Origin of the sequence: Sphingomonas kyeonggiensis, assembly GCF_014196745.1 — a bacterium.
GTDB lineage: Bacteria > Pseudomonadota > Alphaproteobacteria > Sphingomonadales > Sphingomonadaceae > Sphingomonas > Sphingomonas kyeonggiensis.
Window position 1 is genome coordinate 478,358 of record NZ_JACIEH010000001.1, and the last position, 15,116, is coordinate 493,473.

Below are 15,116 nucleotides of genomic sequence, written 5' to 3' on the forward strand. Positions count from 1 at the left end.
GCGGGAGGTGCCCGAAGCGGGGAGGGAAGTCCAGTTCCTCTCTGGCGGTTACTGGCCGCCGCAGGAAGGGCAGCCCGGGTCCTTCGGCAGCGTGAGCGTGCGGAAGCGGAAGGCGAGGGCGTCGACGAGCAGCAGCTTGCCCGCGGGATCCTCGCCGAAGGGCGCGATCGCACGGATCGTCTCCAGTGCGGCGAGGCTGCCCATCACGCCGGTGAGCGCGCCGAGCACACCCTGTTCGGCACAGCTGATGCCCGGGCGTTCGGGATCATGGCCGACGAAGCAGCGATAGCAGGGCCTGTCCGCCTCCCAGCCACGGAACACACCGAGCTGGCCCTCGAACTCGGAGACCGCGGCGGAGACGAGAGGAATGCGGTGGCGGAGCGCCGCGTCAGCGACGGCGAGGCGGGTGGCGAAATTGTCGCAGCCGTCGAGGATCACGTCGGGCGCGAAGGTCTCGATCAGGGCGTCGGCGTTGCGCGCGTCGATGCGCTGGTCGAAGCCGGTGAACACCAGTTCGGGATTGAGCGCGGCGACGCGGGCGCGGGCCGCCTCGACCTTGGCGCGGCCGACATCGGCGGTGGCGTAGAGCGTCTGGCGCTGGAGGTTGGAGAGCGAGACCTGGTCGTCATCGACCGCGCCGAGCGTGCCGATGCCGGCGGCCGCCAGATACTCGATCGCCGGCGAGCCGATGCCGCCCGCGCCGATCACCAGCACGCGCGCGGCCTTGAGCCGCATCTGCCCGCCGCCGCCGATCTCGCGCAGCACGATGTGACGGGCGTAGCGCTCCAGCTCCGCGTCGGAGAGAGTCATTTGGTCCAGGTGAAGCTGAGGGTCGTGCGGTACCATTGATCGGTCGCGCCGGGGCGCGGGAGCAGGTTGTTGCGCGCGAAGCCGGCGGCGAGCGCGGCGGCATATTGCTCGACCGAGGGGCAGGCGATGGCGCGTGGTACGGTGGTGCGGATGGCCCCGTTCTCATCGACCAGCACGGCGACCGAGACTTCGAGCGTGTTCGGCTTGGGCGTGACGCAGCGACGCAGCTTCACTTCGCGCTGGACGAAGCTCTGCATGTCCGGCGTCACGATCGGAGGCGCGCGCCAGGGCAGGGGCGGCAGCGCGTCCCAATCGATCGGCGCCGTCTGCAGCGCCGCGGCAAGAAGAAGCAATCCGCTCACGTACCCGTCGATCCGAAGCCCCCAATGCCTCGCGCCGTTTCGTCGAGCGTCCCCACCTCCTCGAGCTCCGCGTGCTGGACAGGCGCGGGCACGAGCTGTGCGATCCGGTCTCCACGCGCGACGGTGAAGTCCGCGTCACCGAGATTGGCAAGGATCACCTTAACCTCGCCCCGATAGTCGCTGTCGATCGTGCCGGGGGTGTTGAGGCAGGTGATGCCGTGCTTGAGCGCGAGGCCCGAGCGCGGGCGGACCTGGACTTCGTAGCCGACCGGGATCGCCATCGCGAAGCCGGTCGCCACCGCATGGCGCGCGCCGGGAGCGAGCACCACGTCTTCCGCCGCGACCACGTCCATGCCGGCTGCGCCCGCGGTCGCATAGGCCGGCAGGGGCAGGCCCTCGCCATGCGGCAGGCGTTGCAGGGCGATACGGATCGGTGCGAGCATCAGGACTTTCCAGGCAGGGCGGCGGCGAGGCGCTGGAGCGCGGAGATCACTTCGGGATCGCCAAGCAGCTCATGGTCCTTGCCGGGGATGATACGATAGTCGGTGGCGATGCCGCGCAGCGACAGCGCCTCGGCATAGGTGCGCGAGAAGCGCACCGGTGTGGTCTTGTCGTCGGCGCCGACCAGCACCGCGGCGCGCAGGGTGGGTGCCATGCCGCCGACCAGCTTGACTGGATCGAGGCTGGTCACCGGTGCGTCCCAGAGCGGCGTCGGCGACACCTTCTTCATGTACTTGCGCCACTCGGGCAGCGCGCAGGGGCAGGAGACGAGGACGATGCCGTCGATCAGCCCGGGATGGGTCGCGGCGAGATCGGCGGCGATCGCGGCGCCGCCCGAATGGCCGACCAGCACGGTGCGGGCCAGGCCATAGCGATGCTGGAGGTGGCGGATCGTCGCGGCGACCGCACCGATCCGGTCGGCGGTGTAATTGTCGCCGGTGGTCTCGCCGCGCTCGCCGGGCGAGCGATGGCCCTGCGGATCCTCATAGCCCGGACGCAGCAATGCGACCGCGACGCTGTTCGGCACCGCTTCCGATGCCGCGCGGGCGAAGGCGTAGTGATAGTCCGGCTTGGTCGTCGGCGCGTCGCCGTGCAGCACAACGATCAGCGTGCGGACCTGCTTGGCCGGCGTATTGCCGAAGCTCTGGCTGTACAGGCCGTTCGCCGGCGCGGGCGGCTCGGCAGGGCCGCCGACGCGCGGCGCGCAGGCGGCGAGGCTCGCGCCGAGCAGGAGCAAGGCGAGGCTAGAGCGCATCGGCGATACGCTCCGCCAGCCGGCGGGCGACTTCTTCCTTGGGCAGTCTTTCCCAGTGTTCGACACCGTCGGCGGTGACGAGATGGATGGCATTGGCTTCACCGCCCATCACATCGCCCGAAACATCGTTGGCGACAATCCAGTCCGCGCCCTTGCGAGTCCTTTTCGCGACGGCATGATCGACGACCTGCTCGGTTTCCGCGGCGAAGCCCACGACGAGGCCTGGCCGGCGCGGGCTGGCGGCGAGCATGGCGAGGATGTCGGGGTTCTCCGAGAGATGCAGAGTCGGCGGGGCGCCGCCTTCCTTCTTGAGCTTCTGCGCGGCCGCCTCGACATGCCAGTCGCCTACCGCGGCGACCATCACCGCGGCATCGGCGGGGAGCGCCTGCGCCACGGCATTGGCCATTTCCTGCGCGGTCTCGACATCGACACGGGTAACGCCCGGCGGGGTGGCGAGGGTGACGGGGCCGGAGACCAGCGTGACCTTCGCCCCCAGCGCGGCGAGCGCGCCGGCAATGGCATAGCCCTGCTTCCCCGAGGAGCGGTTGGCGATGTAGCGCACCGGGTCGATCGGCTCGTGGGTGGGGCCGGCGGTGACGAGGATGCGCTTGCCGGTGAGGCGTCTGGGCGCGCCGGATTCAGGTGCAGATGCGCCCTGGATCGCGCGCAGGATCGCCTCGGGCTCGGGCAGGCGGCCGGGGCCGTACTCGCCGCAGGCCATCGGCCCCTCGTCGGGCTCGAGGATCGTCACGCCGTCGCCGCGCAGCGTGGCGACGTTGCGGCGGGTGGCGGCGTGCTGCCACATCCGCACGTTCATCGAGGGCGCGGCGAGCACCGGCTTGTCGGTGGCGAGCAGCAGCGTGGTGGCGAGATCGTCGGCGATGCCGGCGGCCATCTTGGCGAGCAGGTCGGCGGTGGCGGGCGCGACGACGACCAGATCGGCCTCGCGGCTGAGCTGGATATGGCCCATCTCGGCCTCGTCCTTGAGGTCGAAGAGGTTCGTGTAGACCTGGTTCTCGGACAGGGCCGCGAGCGTCATCGGCGTGACGAAATGCTGGCCGCCTTCGGTCAGCACGCACTTCACCTCGATCCCGGCCTTGCGGCACAGGCGGATAAGTTCGCAGGCCTTGTAGGCGGCGATGCCGCCACCGACGATCAGGAGGATGCGCTTGATCATTGGCGCCAGCTCCGGTGGCGGATGCGGAAGGCGGTTGCTCCGCCGACCAGTCCGCAGGTGAAGAAGAAGGCAGGGGCGAGCAGCGTGCGATAATCGAACTGCGGCGCGCCCTCGATCGGATCGCCCATATTGGCGAGGGCCAGGCCCAGCAGCGCAAGCGGGCTGCTGACCGCCAGCCCCGCAAGCAGCCAGGCGCGCAGCGACCGGCGCGTGCCGCTGGCCTCGGCAAAGCCCATGATCGCGACGAGCATTGCGATCACCACGCCGGAGGCAGCGACGGCATAGAGCAGGAAGCTCGGAAGGATGCTCAGCGACGCCGCCAGCGCATTGCCCGGGGTCATCGCTGCGATCAGGCCCAGATGCACCAGCACCGCGAACAGGGCCGTGGCGAGCGTGCCGCCCAGCCAGGCGTACGGCAGAGGCGCCAAGGGCGCAGGCCGATCATAGCCGCTCATCGCACCACCTTTGTCACGGTGATGCGCCGCCTGTCGAGCGCCTGGCGGACCAGGTCGCGCAGGGCATCGGGCACGAAGGCCAGGCCGATCAGCGAGAGCGGGGCGACCATCAATGCCCAATAGAAGGTATCGGGGCGGGCGAACAGGGCCAAAGCCAGGCCATAGCCGGCGAGGGTGAGGAACACGCGGCCGGCGGCCTGGTCCTTCCATGCCGCCCAGCCGAACAGGGCGAGGGTGAAGAGCAATACGCCCAGTGCCATCGGGAAGAGCTGCAGCGCGGTCGAAAGCACCATCGCCTTGGCGAAGAAGCCATAGCCGTGCAGGCCCGCCCAGCCGGGCGACGCGGGATCGGCGGCATTGGTGACCTGGCCCACCGCATGGGCGTGCAGCCCGAGCGCGACCGCCAGGCAGGCGAGCGCGATGCCCCAGCCGATCGCTTCGCGCTTCTGCCCTTCGAACCAGGCGGTGGCGAGCATGACGATGGCGAACAGGGCGGCGGTCTCGCGGATCAGCATGGCGAGCAGGCCGATCGCAACCGCCTCGATCCAGCGGCCCTTGCGACGAATGCCGAGCGCCAGGGCGATGAGCAGGCCCGCCCAGATCTCGTGGAACGCCCAGAGGTCGCTCTGGACGAAGGCCATCAGCCCGCCCGCGAGCAGGGTGAGGCCGATCGCGACGGGCGGCCAGCGCGTCATGCCGGCCCGCAGCTTCATGCCCCAGACGGCGAAGACCGAGGCGACCAGCGCGTAGAGCAGCGCCAGGATCGCGAGGCGCGGCAGATGTGCCTGGACCATCGCCAGGCCGGGGAGGCGGAAGGTGACGAAGGGGCGCAGCGGATAGTTGCCGGCCCGCAGCGCATCGGCGGTGACGGCATAATAGCCGCCGCCATGCGCCACGCCTGCGACGATGCTCTCATAGAGGACGACGTCGCTCTGGTCGTCGGCCCGCTTGGCCGGGTCGCCGCTCACCGGCGGCGGGCCGACGGTGACCAGCGCGGTGAGCGAGAGGAGCAGGAACAGGCCGAGAATCGCGAGCGCGATCCGGGCGCCGCCACGGTTCAACACGGCGAAGCGCGTCGGATCGGCCAGCCACTGCACCGCCGGCAGCTTCATGAGAGCAGGTACATCATGGCCGCCGCGCCGACCGCGCCCGAAAGCACTGCCACCGCCGCGTAGCGCCAGCCGCCGACCACGCGGATCCGCTCGATCTCCTTGAGCGGCGGCGCGGGCGGTGCGCCGCCGGGGGCCGGGAAGCGCAGCTCGATGTTGCGGATCAGGTCGGGCAGGCGGGCGAGGGTGCGGATGTCCTCGACCAGCCGGTCGGCGATCTTGGCCTCGGGGCCCAGCTCGGTGCGGATCCATTCGCGGACGAACGGGGCCGAGACATCCCACAGGTTAATGTCGGGATCGAGCCCGCGCGCCACGCCCTCGACCATCACCATCGTCTTCTGGAGGAGAAGGAGGTGCGGCTGGGTCTGCATGTCGAAGTCGCGGGTGATCGAGAACAGGCCGTCGAGCATCGCGCCCATCGACATGTCCTTGACCGCCAGCCCGCGCATCGGCTCGCCGACGGCACGCAGCGCGGTGGCGAACTCGGCGACATTGTGGTGCGGCGGCACATAGCCCGCCTCGAAATGGATCTCGGCGACGCGCTTGTAGTTGCCGGTGATCAGTCCGTAGAGGATCTCGGCCAGCCACACCCGGGCGCGCCGGTCGATCCGGCCCATGATGCCGAAGTCGATCGCGGCGATGCGGCCGTCGGGGAGGGCGAAGAGGTTCCCCTGGTGCATGTCGGCATGGAAGAAGCCCTCGGCGATCGCCTGGCGCAGGAACGCCTTGATCAGCCGGCTGGCGAGCAGGCTGGTGTCGTGCCCGGCCTCGATCAGCTTCTGGCGGTGCGACAGCTTTATGCCGTCGATCCACTCGAGCGTCATCACCTTGCCGGTGGTACGCTGCCAGTCGATCTGCGGGACCATGAAGTCCGGCTCGGCCTGCATGCCCTCGGCGAGTTCCGATGCGGAGGCTGCTTCGCGGCGCAGGTCGAGTTCGCGCGCGGTCCAGCGCTTGAACGTCTCGATCACCAGGCGCGGGCGCAGGCGCGAGGCCTCGCCGCCCATCGCCTCGACCTGGGCGGCGGCCCATTCATAGGTGTCGATCGCCTTGGTGAACTCGGTCTCGATGCCTGGGCGCAGCACCTTGACGGCGACCTGGCGGCCATCGGTGGTGATGGCGCGGTGGACCTGCGCGATCGAGGCGGCGCCGACGGGATGCTCGTCGAACTCGGCGAAGAAGGTCTCGAGCGGGCGGCCGAAGCTGCCCTCGATCCGCTGGCGGATCACCGGGAAGGGGAGCGGGGGCAGCGCGTCCTGCAGGCGGAGCAGGTCGTGCGCGGCTTCGTCACCGACCAGGTCGGGACGGGTGGCGAGCGTCTGGCCGAGCTTGATCGCGGCGGGGCCGATCGCCTGGAAGGCATCGGCATAGCGCGGCACAGCGGGCACGCGCGCGCCGAAGCGGGCGATGCGCGCCACGCGGCGGACGGGCCTGGGCGTGTGCGGGTCCTGCTCGATGCCGCGCAGGGCACCGTGACGCGCCAGGATGCGGCCCCATTTGAGCAGGCGCCAGAGATGGACGGCGGGTGCGGTCACGTGAGGTTAGATCTTCCAGCCGCTGTGGATCGCGACCAGCCCGCCGAGCAGCGGCTCGACCTTGGTCTGGGTGAAGCCGGCCTCGCGGATCATCCGCTCGAACTCGGGCATCGGCGGGAAGCGGCGGATCGATTCGATCAAGTAGCGATAGCTGTCCGCATCGCCCGCGAGCATCTGGCCGAGCTTGGGGACGAGCTTGTGCGAATAGGCGTCATAGACTTCGGCGAAGCCCGGCCACTGGGTGGTCGAGAATTCCAGCACATAAAGCCGCCCGCCGCGCTTGAGCACGCGGTGCGCTTCGCGGAGCGCCTTGGGGATGTCGGTCACGTTCCGGATGCCGAAGGCGATGGTATAGGCGTCGAAGAACTTGTCGGGCCATTGCAGCGTCTCGGCATTGGCCTCGCTCCATACCAGCCCGTCGATCCCGCGTTCGGCGGCGCGCTCGACGCCGACGGCGAGCATCTCCGGGTTGATGTCGGCCACCGTGATCGCCGCGCCCGAAGGGGCCATGCGGAAGGCGATGTCGCCGGTGCCGCCGGCCATGTCGAGGATGTGCTCGCCGGCGCGGGGCTTCACCCGGCGGACGAACTTGTCCTTCCACAGGCGGTGGAGGCCGCCCGACATGGCATCGTTCATCAGGTCGTATTTGGCCGCGACGCTGGAGAAGACCTCGCCGACGCGGCGGGTCTTTTCCTCGGGGGCCACGTCTTCGTAGCCGAAGGAGACGGTGTCGGTCATGCGATGGGCTCTAGCGGGGCATGTGCGCCGCGCAAAGCCCTGCCGCGCAAAGCCCTTCCGTCATCACAGCTTTCGCCGGGATGGCGGGAAGGGTACGGACGGGCCATGCCAGAACTCCCCGAAGTAGAAACCACCGTCCGCGGGCTGGAGCCCGTGCTCAAGGGCGAGACGATCACGCGCGTCACCCTGCACCGCGGCGACCTGCGCCGGCCCTTTCCGGAAGGGCTGGGCCAGCGGCTGACCGGGGCGACCGTGACGGGCATGGGCCGGCGCGCCAAATATGGGCTGATCGAGACGAATCGCGGCGACACGCTGATCTTCCATCTCGGCATGTCGGGGCGCTGGCGGATCGATCCGGGCGAGATCGGCAAGCACGATCACATGGTGCTGGAGACGCAGCACCACCGGCTGGCGCTCAACGACCCGCGGCGATTCGGCTCGGTCGACCTGGTGCCGACCGCCGAGGTCGCGGCCTGGGCGCCGTTCGTGGCGCTGGGCCCCGAGCCGCTGGGGCCGGACTTCAATGCCGCGCACCTCGCCCGCCTGTTCAAGGATCGAATCGCGCCGGTGAAGGCGCTGCTGCTCGACCAGCGCGTGGTGGCGGGACTGGGCAACATCTATGTGTGCGAGGCGCTCTACATCGCGCGCATCTCGCCGATCCGGGAAGCCGGGACGATCAGCAAGGCGCGGCTGGAGAAGCTGGTCATAGCGATTCGCGAGGTGCTGGAGAGCGCGATCCGTGCCGGCGGCTCGACGATTCGCGATTATGCCCGGCCGGACGGCGAACTCGGCTATTTCGCCAAGGAGTGGCGGGTCTATGGCCGGGAGGGTGAGCCCTGCGGCTGTGGCGGCCTCGTGGAGCGGCGCGTCGATTCGGGGCGCTCGACCTTCTGGTGCCCGAGGTGCCAGAAATAAGGGAGGGCGGACCAGGCTCGGGATAGGCGCAAGACGGTTGACCCGAATCGCCTGCGGGGTTAAGGGGCCCGTCTTTCCGGGCGTGGAGGCATGTTCCCCGCGCCCTAAACATTTCGAGCTAGGAACGACACGGCATGGCGAATACGCCGCAAGCGAAGAAGCGTATCCGGCGCAATGCGCGCCGTGCGGAGATCAACGGCACCCGCGTGAGCCGTATCCGCACCTTCGTGAAGAAGGTCGAGTCGGCCCTTGAGGCCGGCGACAAGACTGCGGCCGCTGCCGCGCTCGCCGCTGCGCAGCCGGAAATGGCCCGCGGCGTCGCCAAGGGCGTGCTCCACAAGAATACGGCTTCGCGCAAGTTCGCGCGTCTGAACAAGCGCGTCGAAGCGCTGGCATAACCGTAACTTTTCCGTAACAAAGCCCCGCGGGACCCCGGTTCCGCGGGGTTTTTGTCGTGTCCGAAAGGGCTTGAGGAACGAATCGGGTCGAGGTTCTGGAACCCTGAGATTCGCGCGAGTCGCAGTGTCTTGGACTTGCAATAATCTGAAGAAGCCAATGTTTTCATTGGCTTGTTAGATTGTTCCCACGGTTTTCCGTGGGTTATGGCGAGTCAACAAAACTATTTCAGTATCTTTACACCCGACCCCCTTGATCGACTCAGACAGGGGTTCCTAAAACAGACCTCCCAGGCGAGCTCTCGCCGGGGTGTTATCGAAGCCCGCTGCACAGGGACCGGGGATGTCCGGTGTCAGAGGGCCTCTTGTCGGATTGGATTGACGCGCGGGAAGTGATGCTTCCCGCGAGGGAGGGGTGCGTCAGAGTGACTCAGGTTCAGGCCTTGGATCGGGACGGAATGGAAGCAGCGGTTGCCAAGGCTTGGTCGCACGTGCGCGCGAACCTGCGGCGCTCTGCGGGCCAGCGCCTGTTCGACCAGTGGCTCAAGCCGGTGGTCCTGATCGAGGGCAGCAATGCCGATGTCGTGCGCCTGGGCCTGCCCTCGGCGTTCATGACCCAGTGGGTGAAGAACCACTATGCCGAGCGGCTGCTGCTCGAGTTCCGGGGCCAGATCCCGGCGGTGTGCGCGGTCTCGATCGAGACGGTGGCGGAGGAGCCCAAGCGCGTCCTGAGCGCGGCACCGGTTGCGCCAGTCGCCGATTCGGCACCGGTGGCGGCCGCCGCGGTTGAGCGCCCGCAGTTCGACCAGCGCTTCACCTTCGAGCGATTCGTCATCGACGCGACGAATCGCGTCGCCTGCAACGCCGCCAAGGCGATGGCGCAGCCGGGCGCGCCGCAGTTCAGCCCGCTCTACCTCCATGCCGGCACGGGCCAGGGCAAGACGCACCTGATGCACGCGATCGGCCATGCGTTCCTCGATGCGAATCCCGAAGCGACCGCGATCTATGTGACCGCCGAGCGCTTCATGTTCGAGTTCGTCCAGGCACTCCGCAACAAGGATACCCACGCGTTCAAGGCGCGGCTGCGCTCGGTCGATCTGCTGATGATCGACGATCTGCAGTTCATTGGCGGCAAGGACGCGACGCAGCAGGAATTCTTCCACACGGTCAACGAGTTCATGTCGTCGGGCAAGCGCCTGGTGATTGCTGCTGACCGTGCCCCGCAGGCGCTCGAAGGCTTTGAGCCGCGCCTGGCTGGCCGTCTCGGTTCGGGCCTGGTCGCCGACATCAAGCCGGCCGAGCTGGAACTGCGCCGTGCGATCGTCGGCCGCAAGCTGACGGACATGCCGGCGGTGAGCATGCCGCACGAGGTTATGGACCTGCTCGCGGCGCGAATCACCACCAATGTTCGCGAGCTCGAGGGCGCGCTCAATCGCCTGGTCGCCTATGCCCAGCTCAACAACGAAGTGATCACGATCGACTTCGCCACCAACGTGCTCGGCGAAGTGCTGCGCTCGGCCCAGCGCCGGATCACCATCGACGAGATCCAGCGCGCGGTCTCGGCGCATTTCGAAGTGAAGCAGATCGACCTGATCTCCGAGCGCCGCGCCGTGGCGATCGCCCGGCCGCGCCAGATCGCGATGTACCTGGCCAAGCGCCTGACCACGCGCTCGCTGCCGGAGATCGGCCGCAAGTTCGGCAATCGCGACCATTCGACCGTGATCCATGCGGTGAAGCGAATCGAGGATCTGCGCGCCAAGGACGTGGAGATCGACACCGCCGTGCGCACGCTGATGCGCACGCTGGAAGGCTAACGAGCTACAATCCCGCTCCTTTCAGGGGCGGGCGGGGTGGAGGAGCTGAGAGCGGGGCAACGCAGATCGGTCACGCCTCCACCCTTCAAAACGGAAAGGCCGGGGCTCCATGGAGCTCCGGCCTTTTTGTCTAGACATAACCGGGATGCGGTTTCCCTCGGTACGTCGTCGCCTTTTGCGGCTTACCAGCAGATCGTCTGGCCGATTCGCGGATCATAGACGCATCCGCCTTCGCCGCTTTCGAGCAACGGGCAATATTCGCTGTAATAGGTCACGCACTCGCCATAGCTGGCGAAGCCGCGCGCGCGGTAGCTGGTGCAGGTGACCGAGGGCGGGTTGGTGCATTCGAGGTTCGGCCGGGCCTGGAGCGGCTGGGCGAGGACGGCCTGGAATCCGGCCGCGGCGGCAAGTGAAAGCGATAAACCGATCTTCTTGCGCATATATGCCTCCCTTTCTGGGAGGCGCAGGCTAGGTTGCGGCGGCGCCGCAACCTAGTCGATCTGCAACGGAAATGGCGGATTTGCCCCGATCAGGGCACCAGTTTGAAATAATAGCTGTAGTTGCGCGCGGCACCGCTCACCACGACGTTGTTGATCGTCACGTCGTAGGTCGTGTTGTTCGTCAGTCCCGCAACACTCCATTGCAGGTTGTTGGGCAGGCCGAAGCCGTCATTGTCGAACGAGACATTCGATACGGTGAGCGCCGCGCCGCCGCGTGCGCGGACGGTGATCGTCGCATTGGCGAAGTTCACCGCGCTGTTCGCGCCGAAGTTCGAGCTCTTGTTGGCGATCACCCCGAAGGAAAGCAGCGCCCCGTTCTCGTAGTAGCGCGCCGGATAATCCTCGAACGGATAGGCGACGTAATCGGGCAGCGGACCGGCGGTGTTCTGGGTGGTGTTGATCACCTTGATCGAAGCGCCGTCCGCACGGTTGTTGGTCTGCCACACGCCGGCGACCCGGCCATAGGCGATGGTCGAGAGGAAGGGGTAGAGTAGCCAGCGGCGATGGCCGATATTGTTCGCCGTCACATTGTTGGTGTCGGTGAGGAAGCCGATCAGGATGTCGGCATCCTGCGAATAGCGCAGCCCGCCCATGCCCAGATAGATGTTGCTCTGCCCCGCGGCGGTGGCGCCGGCGGTGGTGTAGCAATTCCAATTGGTGGGCGGGAAATGGCTGAGCTGGCCATTGGCGGCCATCATCAACGCGGATTGCTGGGAGGCGGGCTCGTCCGCCGGGGCATAGGTGACCGCCGGCAGCTTGTGGCGGGCGCGGATATCGTTGAGCGCCGCCAGCACGCGCGCGCCGACCTCGGGCTTGAGCGTGCCCGCCTGGCAGGCGGCGATGTTCGGCTGGGCGCTGTAGAGCAGGGCGACCGAGCTGAGGAAATCGGAGCCCGTGGCCGGCTCGGTGCCGGTCGGGGTGGGCGTCGCCGTGGGCGAAGGCGTGGGCGTCGTGGTGGGGGTCGGGGTCGGGGTGGGCGTGACGACGGCGCCGCCATCCGAGCCGCCGCCGCTGCAGCCTGCGATCGCGCTCCCGAGGAGCAATACGGGAATCAGTCTACGCATGTAACGCACTCCGGAAGGCAAAACCCGATTCTAGTTATAGCGGTTCCCGTGCCTTTTCCGTGTACGAGGGCTCAGACCGGTCGCCGGGGTACCCGCGGCGTGCACGGATACCCCGGATTTCACGTCAGACCTGCAACCCGACCGCCTTTTGCGCGGCGAGCAGTGTCGGCGCGGCAAGCGTACTGGCGCGCTCGGCGCCCCTGGCGAGCTGCGCGCCCACCGCTTCGCGATCGACGAGCAGCTGGTTCAGCCGCTCGCGCACCGGGCCGAGTGTCGAGATGGCGAGATCGGCCAGCGCCGGCTTGAACGAACCGAAGCCCTGGCCGGCGAACTCGGCGACCACCGATTGGGGATCGCGATCCGAAAGCGCAGCGAAGATCGTCACGAGGTTCTTCGCTTCCGGACGCTCGGCGAGCGCGTCGAACGAATCGGGCAGGGGCTCGGGATCGGTCTTCGCCTTCTTGAACTTCTGCGCGATCGTGTCGTCATCGTCGGACAGGTTGATGCGCGACAGGTCCGACGGATCGGACTTGGACATCTTTGCGCTGCCGTCCCGCAGGCTCATGATCCGCGGCGCCGCCTTGGAGATGAACGGCTCGGGCAGGGGGAAGAGATCGACCTCGAAATCGGTGTTGAACTTGGTCGCGATGTCGCGCGCCAGCTCGAGATGCTGCTTCTGGTCCTCGCCCACCGGCACGTGCGTCGCCTTGTAGACGAGTACGTCGGCGGCCTGGAGCACCGGATAGGTGAACAGTCCGACGCTGGCGCCTTCCCGGTTCTTGCCCGCCTTGTCCTTCCACTGGGTCATGCGGTTCAGCCAGCCCATGCGCGCGGTGCCGTTGAGGATCCAGCACAGCTCGGCATGTGCGGGAACGCGCGCCTGGTTGAACAGGATCGCGCGATCGTCGATGCCCGACGCCATCAGCGTCGCGGCCATCTCGATCGTCGAATTGGCAAGCTCCTGCGGCGAGATGTTGCCCGTCAGCGCATGGAGATCGGCGAGGAAGAAGAGGCATTCCCCCTGGTCCTGCATCGCCACCCACTGCTTGATCGCCCCGAGATAGTTGCCGAGGTGGAGATTGCCGGTGGTCTGGATGCCGGAGACGACACGCATGTTCATTCCTTCCACGCCCGGGCTGACCGTTCGGCCTTTGGACGGGCCGCGGGTCCGAGACGGCGGGGACGCGGCCGCACAGCGATGTCAGGGACGGAGGCGTCCTAGTCGAAGGGTATCGCCAGGGTAAGACCCATTTCGTCATCCCCGCGCCTTCGCCTGAGATCCCGGCTTTCGCCGGGATGACGATTGGGGCGGGATGACGGTTTGGGGGTGGGTTAGGCGCGCCGCCTGCGCACCAGCGCCCTGAGGTCCGAAAGCCGGAAGGCGCGGGTGACGAAGCATGCAATGACGTAGATCGCCACGCCGGCACCGACGAGGACGATCAGCGCGCCGTACCGCTCGACGATATGCCCGTTCAGCCAGGGGTCGAGCAGGCCTTCGCACCCGAAGATCGCAGCGCCCATCAGCACCGCGGCGATGGCGAGGCGGGGCAGGCGGCGCTTGAGCTGGGCGTCGGCGACGAAATGGCCGCGCTTCTTCAGCGCCGCGTAGAGCAGCCAGACATTGACCGTCGAGGAGAGCGCCGTCGCCAGCGGCGGGCCGATATGGCCGATCGAAGGGATCAGCGCGAGGTTCGCCACGATGTTCACCACCACCGAGATCATGGCGAAGCGGACCGGGGTCTTCGTGTCCTGCCGGGCATAGAAGCCCGGAGTCAGCACCTTCACCAGCACATAGCTGGGCAGGCCGATCGAGAAGCCGGCCAGCGCCCAGGCGCATTTCACCGTGTCGTCGGCGGTGAAGTGGCCATACTGGAACAGCCCGCGCACGATCGGCTCGGCGGCGACGATCAGCGCGACCATCGCGGGCAGGGTGAGGAACAGCGCCAGCTCCATGCCGCGATTCTGCGTTTCCATCGCCTCCGCCTCCTTGCCGGCGCCGAGCAGGCGCGAGACGGTGGGGAGCAGGATGGTGCCCAGGCCGATGCCGATCATGCCGAGCGGCAGCTGGTTGAGCCGGTCGGCATAATAGATGAACGAGATCGAGCCCTCGCCGAGCAGGTAACCGGAGAGGGCAGTGGAGATGACCAGGTTGAGCTGCACCGCGCCGGCACCGAGCGCGGCCGGCAGGATCAGCTTCATCAGCCGCTTCACCTCGGGATCGAGCCGGGGCAGGCGCGGGCGCAGCGACACGCCCGCTGCGCGGCAGGCGAACCAGAGCCAGAGCAGCTGGACCACGCCGCCCAGCGGCACCGCGATCGCCTGCGCGCGTGCGGTCTCCTCGGGCGTGCCGTGGAAGACGAACAGCGCCGTCACCATCGCGATGTTGAGCAGGATCGGCGCCGCGGCGTTGACCCAGAACTTGTCGAGCGAATTGAGGATGCCGCCGAGCAGGGAGGCCAGGCAGATCAGCATCAGATAGGGGATGGTGATCCGGCTGAGCTCGACCGCGAAGGCGAACTGATCGTGCGTCGGCGCCTGCTTGTGGAAGCCGCCTGAGAGCAGGGCGGTGAGCGGCCAGGCGGCGGCGAGCATCACCACCGTCATCCCCGCCAGGATGGCGAACAGTACCGCCAGGGTGCGCTCGGCGAATTCGAAGGCCGGCCCGCGCTCGCCGTCATGCTCGGCGAGCTTGCGGTTGAACATCGGGATGAACGCCGAGGAGAAGGCGCCCTCCGCGAAGAAGGCGCGGAACATGTTGGGCAGGCGGAAGGCGACGAGGAACGCGTCGGACGCGAAGTTCGCGCCGACATAGCGCGCCTGCAGCGAATCGCGGACTAGCGCGAGCACCCGGCTGGCGAGCGTTAGCCCGCCGATCGAGCCCAGGCTACGCGCGAGTTTCACTTAAAAATTCCTCCCCCAGCTTGCTGGGGGAGGGGGACCGCGACGCGTAGCGTCGTGGTGGAGGGGCGGCGGTGGAACACCGCCGG

General features: G+C 67.9%; 16 protein-coding genes. 3 read left to right on the top strand and 13 right to left on the bottom strand.

The features are described from left to right. Positions 1–48 precede the first annotated feature (48 nt). Genes GGR46_RS02315 through GGR46_RS02355 form a run of 9 tightly spaced genes read right to left on the bottom strand, consistent with a single transcriptional unit; the run spans position 49 to position 7,441 of the window. On the bottom strand, positions 49–810 hold the full coding sequence (locus tag GGR46_RS02315; RefSeq protein ID WP_183994189.1) for a HesA/MoeB/ThiF family protein: 762 nt from the start codon (positions 808–810) through the stop codon (positions 49–51). Beyond that, positions 807–1,172, bottom strand: coding sequence for a hypothetical protein (locus GGR46_RS02320; protein ID WP_183994191.1), 366 nt, complete (start codon positions 1,170–1,172; stop codon positions 807–809). The genes GGR46_RS02315 and GGR46_RS02320 overlap by 4 nt, the downstream gene beginning before the upstream one ends. Beyond that, positions 1,169–1,615, bottom strand: coding sequence for a dUTP diphosphatase (gene dut, locus GGR46_RS02325; RefSeq protein WP_183994193.1), 447 nt, complete (start codon positions 1,613–1,615; stop codon positions 1,169–1,171). Before dut ends, GGR46_RS02320 begins: the two co-directional genes overlap by 4 nt. Next, entirely contained in the window at positions 1,615–2,427 is an 813-nt protein-coding gene (locus GGR46_RS02330; RefSeq protein ID WP_246425873.1) for an alpha/beta hydrolase, read from the bottom strand. Before GGR46_RS02330 ends, dut begins: the two co-directional genes overlap by 1 nt. Beyond that, positions 2,417–3,604 (bottom strand): bifunctional phosphopantothenoylcysteine decarboxylase/phosphopantothenate--cysteine ligase CoaBC, encoded by a 1,188-nt coding sequence (gene coaBC, locus GGR46_RS02335; RefSeq protein WP_183994195.1) that lies wholly within the window; start codon positions 3,602–3,604, stop codon positions 2,417–2,419. Before coaBC ends, GGR46_RS02330 begins: the two co-directional genes overlap by 11 nt. Then, positions 3,601–4,059 carry a hypothetical protein gene (locus GGR46_RS02340; protein WP_183994197.1) on the bottom strand — a complete coding sequence of 153 codons (459 nt, stop codon included), beginning with the start codon at positions 4,057–4,059 and terminating at the stop codon, positions 3,601–3,603. Before GGR46_RS02340 ends, coaBC begins: the two co-directional genes overlap by 4 nt. Continuing rightward, entirely contained in the window at positions 4,056–5,171 is a 1,116-nt protein-coding gene (locus GGR46_RS02345) for a hypothetical protein (protein WP_183994199.1), read from the bottom strand. The genes GGR46_RS02340 and GGR46_RS02345 overlap by 4 nt, the downstream gene beginning before the upstream one ends. Continuing rightward, a complete protein-coding gene (gene ubiB / locus GGR46_RS02350; protein WP_183994201.1) occupies positions 5,168–6,703 on the bottom strand; it encodes a 2-polyprenylphenol 6-hydroxylase in 1,536 nt (511 codons plus the stop codon). The genes GGR46_RS02345 and ubiB overlap by 4 nt, the downstream gene beginning before the upstream one ends. 6 nt (positions 6,704–6,709) lie before the next feature. Then, positions 6,710–7,441 (bottom strand): class I SAM-dependent methyltransferase, encoded by a 732-nt coding sequence (locus tag GGR46_RS02355; protein ID WP_183994203.1) that lies wholly within the window; start codon positions 7,439–7,441, stop codon positions 6,710–6,712. Between the two features lie 105 nt (positions 7,442–7,546). On the opposite strand from GGR46_RS02355, the gene mutM reads away from it, so the two are divergent. From mutM to dnaA, 3 genes are all read left to right on the top strand, one after another. Beyond that, positions 7,547–8,356 (top strand): bifunctional DNA-formamidopyrimidine glycosylase/DNA-(apurinic or apyrimidinic site) lyase, encoded by an 810-nt coding sequence (mutM, locus tag GGR46_RS02360; protein ID WP_183994205.1) that lies wholly within the window; start codon positions 7,547–7,549, stop codon positions 8,354–8,356. A gap of 134 nt (positions 8,357–8,490) precedes the next feature. Next, a complete protein-coding gene (gene rpsT / locus GGR46_RS02365) occupies positions 8,491–8,754 on the top strand; it encodes a 30S ribosomal protein S20 (protein ID WP_183994207.1) in 264 nt (87 codons plus the stop codon). A gap of 455 nt (positions 8,755–9,209) precedes the next feature. Beyond that, complete coding sequence (gene dnaA, locus GGR46_RS02370) at positions 9,210–10,565, top strand: chromosomal replication initiator protein DnaA (RefSeq protein ID WP_183994209.1); 1,356 nt, start codon at positions 9,210–9,212, stop codon at positions 10,563–10,565. A gap of 182 nt (positions 10,566–10,747) precedes the next feature. Here the strand turns inward: dnaA and GGR46_RS02375 are convergent, their stop codons facing one another. The 4 genes from GGR46_RS02375 to murJ form a co-directional block, all read right to left on the bottom strand. Further along, positions 10,748–11,005: a hypothetical protein gene (locus tag GGR46_RS02375; RefSeq protein WP_183994211.1), complete on the bottom strand. Its 258-nt coding sequence runs from the start codon at positions 11,003–11,005 to the stop codon at positions 10,748–10,750. A gap of 89 nt (positions 11,006–11,094) precedes the next feature. Then, positions 11,095–12,129, bottom strand: a complete 1,035-nt coding sequence (locus GGR46_RS02380) for a CAP domain-containing protein (protein WP_183994214.1) — start codon at positions 12,127–12,129, stop codon at positions 11,095–11,097. A 124-nt stretch (positions 12,130–12,253) separates the two neighbouring features. After that, the gene (gene trpS / locus GGR46_RS02385; protein WP_183994216.1) at positions 12,254–13,243 is read right to left on the bottom strand and encodes a tryptophan--tRNA ligase; all 990 of its coding nucleotides are present in this window, start codon (positions 13,241–13,243) and stop codon (positions 12,254–12,256) included. 218 nt (positions 13,244–13,461) lie between these two features. Beyond that, positions 13,462–15,030: a murein biosynthesis integral membrane protein MurJ gene (gene murJ / locus GGR46_RS02390; protein WP_183994218.1), complete on the bottom strand. Its 1,569-nt coding sequence runs from the start codon at positions 15,028–15,030 to the stop codon at positions 13,462–13,464. Positions 15,031–15,116: the final 86 nt, after the last annotated feature.

Bases quoted from the DNA above. Each gene is read 5' to 3' on its own strand.
- GGR46_RS02315 (WP_183994189.1), bottom strand. From the start codon at position 810: ATGACTCTCTCCGACGCGGAGCTGGAGCGCTACGCCCGTCACATCGTG.
- dut (WP_183994193.1), bottom strand. From the start codon at position 1,615: ATGCTCGCACCGATCCGTATCGCCCTGCAACGCCTGCCGCATGGCGAG.
- GGR46_RS02330 (WP_246425873.1), bottom strand. From the start codon at position 2,427: ATGCGCTCTAGCCTCGCCTTGCTCCTGCTCGGCGCGAGCCTCGCCGCC.
- coaBC (WP_183994195.1), bottom strand. From the start codon at position 3,604: ATGATCAAGCGCATCCTCCTGATCGTCGGTGGCGGCATCGCCGCCTAC.
- GGR46_RS02340 (WP_183994197.1), bottom strand. From the start codon at position 4,059: ATGAGCGGCTATGATCGGCCTGCGCCCTTGGCGCCTCTGCCGTACGCC.
- GGR46_RS02345 (WP_183994199.1), bottom strand. From the start codon at position 5,171: ATGAAGCTGCCGGCGGTGCAGTGGCTGGCCGATCCGACGCGCTTCGCC.
- GGR46_RS02355 (WP_183994203.1), bottom strand. From the start codon at position 7,441: ATGACCGACACCGTCTCCTTCGGCTACGAAGACGTGGCCCCCGAGGAA.
- mutM (WP_183994205.1), top strand. From the start codon at position 7,547: ATGCCAGAACTCCCCGAAGTAGAAACCACCGTCCGCGGGCTGGAGCCC.
- rpsT (WP_183994207.1), top strand. From the start codon at position 8,491: ATGGCGAATACGCCGCAAGCGAAGAAGCGTATCCGGCGCAATGCGCGC.
- dnaA (WP_183994209.1), top strand. From the start codon at position 9,210: ATGGAAGCAGCGGTTGCCAAGGCTTGGTCGCACGTGCGCGCGAACCTG.
- GGR46_RS02375 (WP_183994211.1), bottom strand. From the start codon at position 11,005: ATGCGCAAGAAGATCGGTTTATCGCTTTCACTTGCCGCCGCGGCCGGA.
- GGR46_RS02380 (WP_183994214.1), bottom strand. From the start codon at position 12,129: ATGCGTAGACTGATTCCCGTATTGCTCCTCGGGAGCGCGATCGCAGGC.
- trpS (WP_183994216.1), bottom strand. From the start codon at position 13,243: ATGCGTGTCGTCTCCGGCATCCAGACCACCGGCAATCTCCACCTCGGC.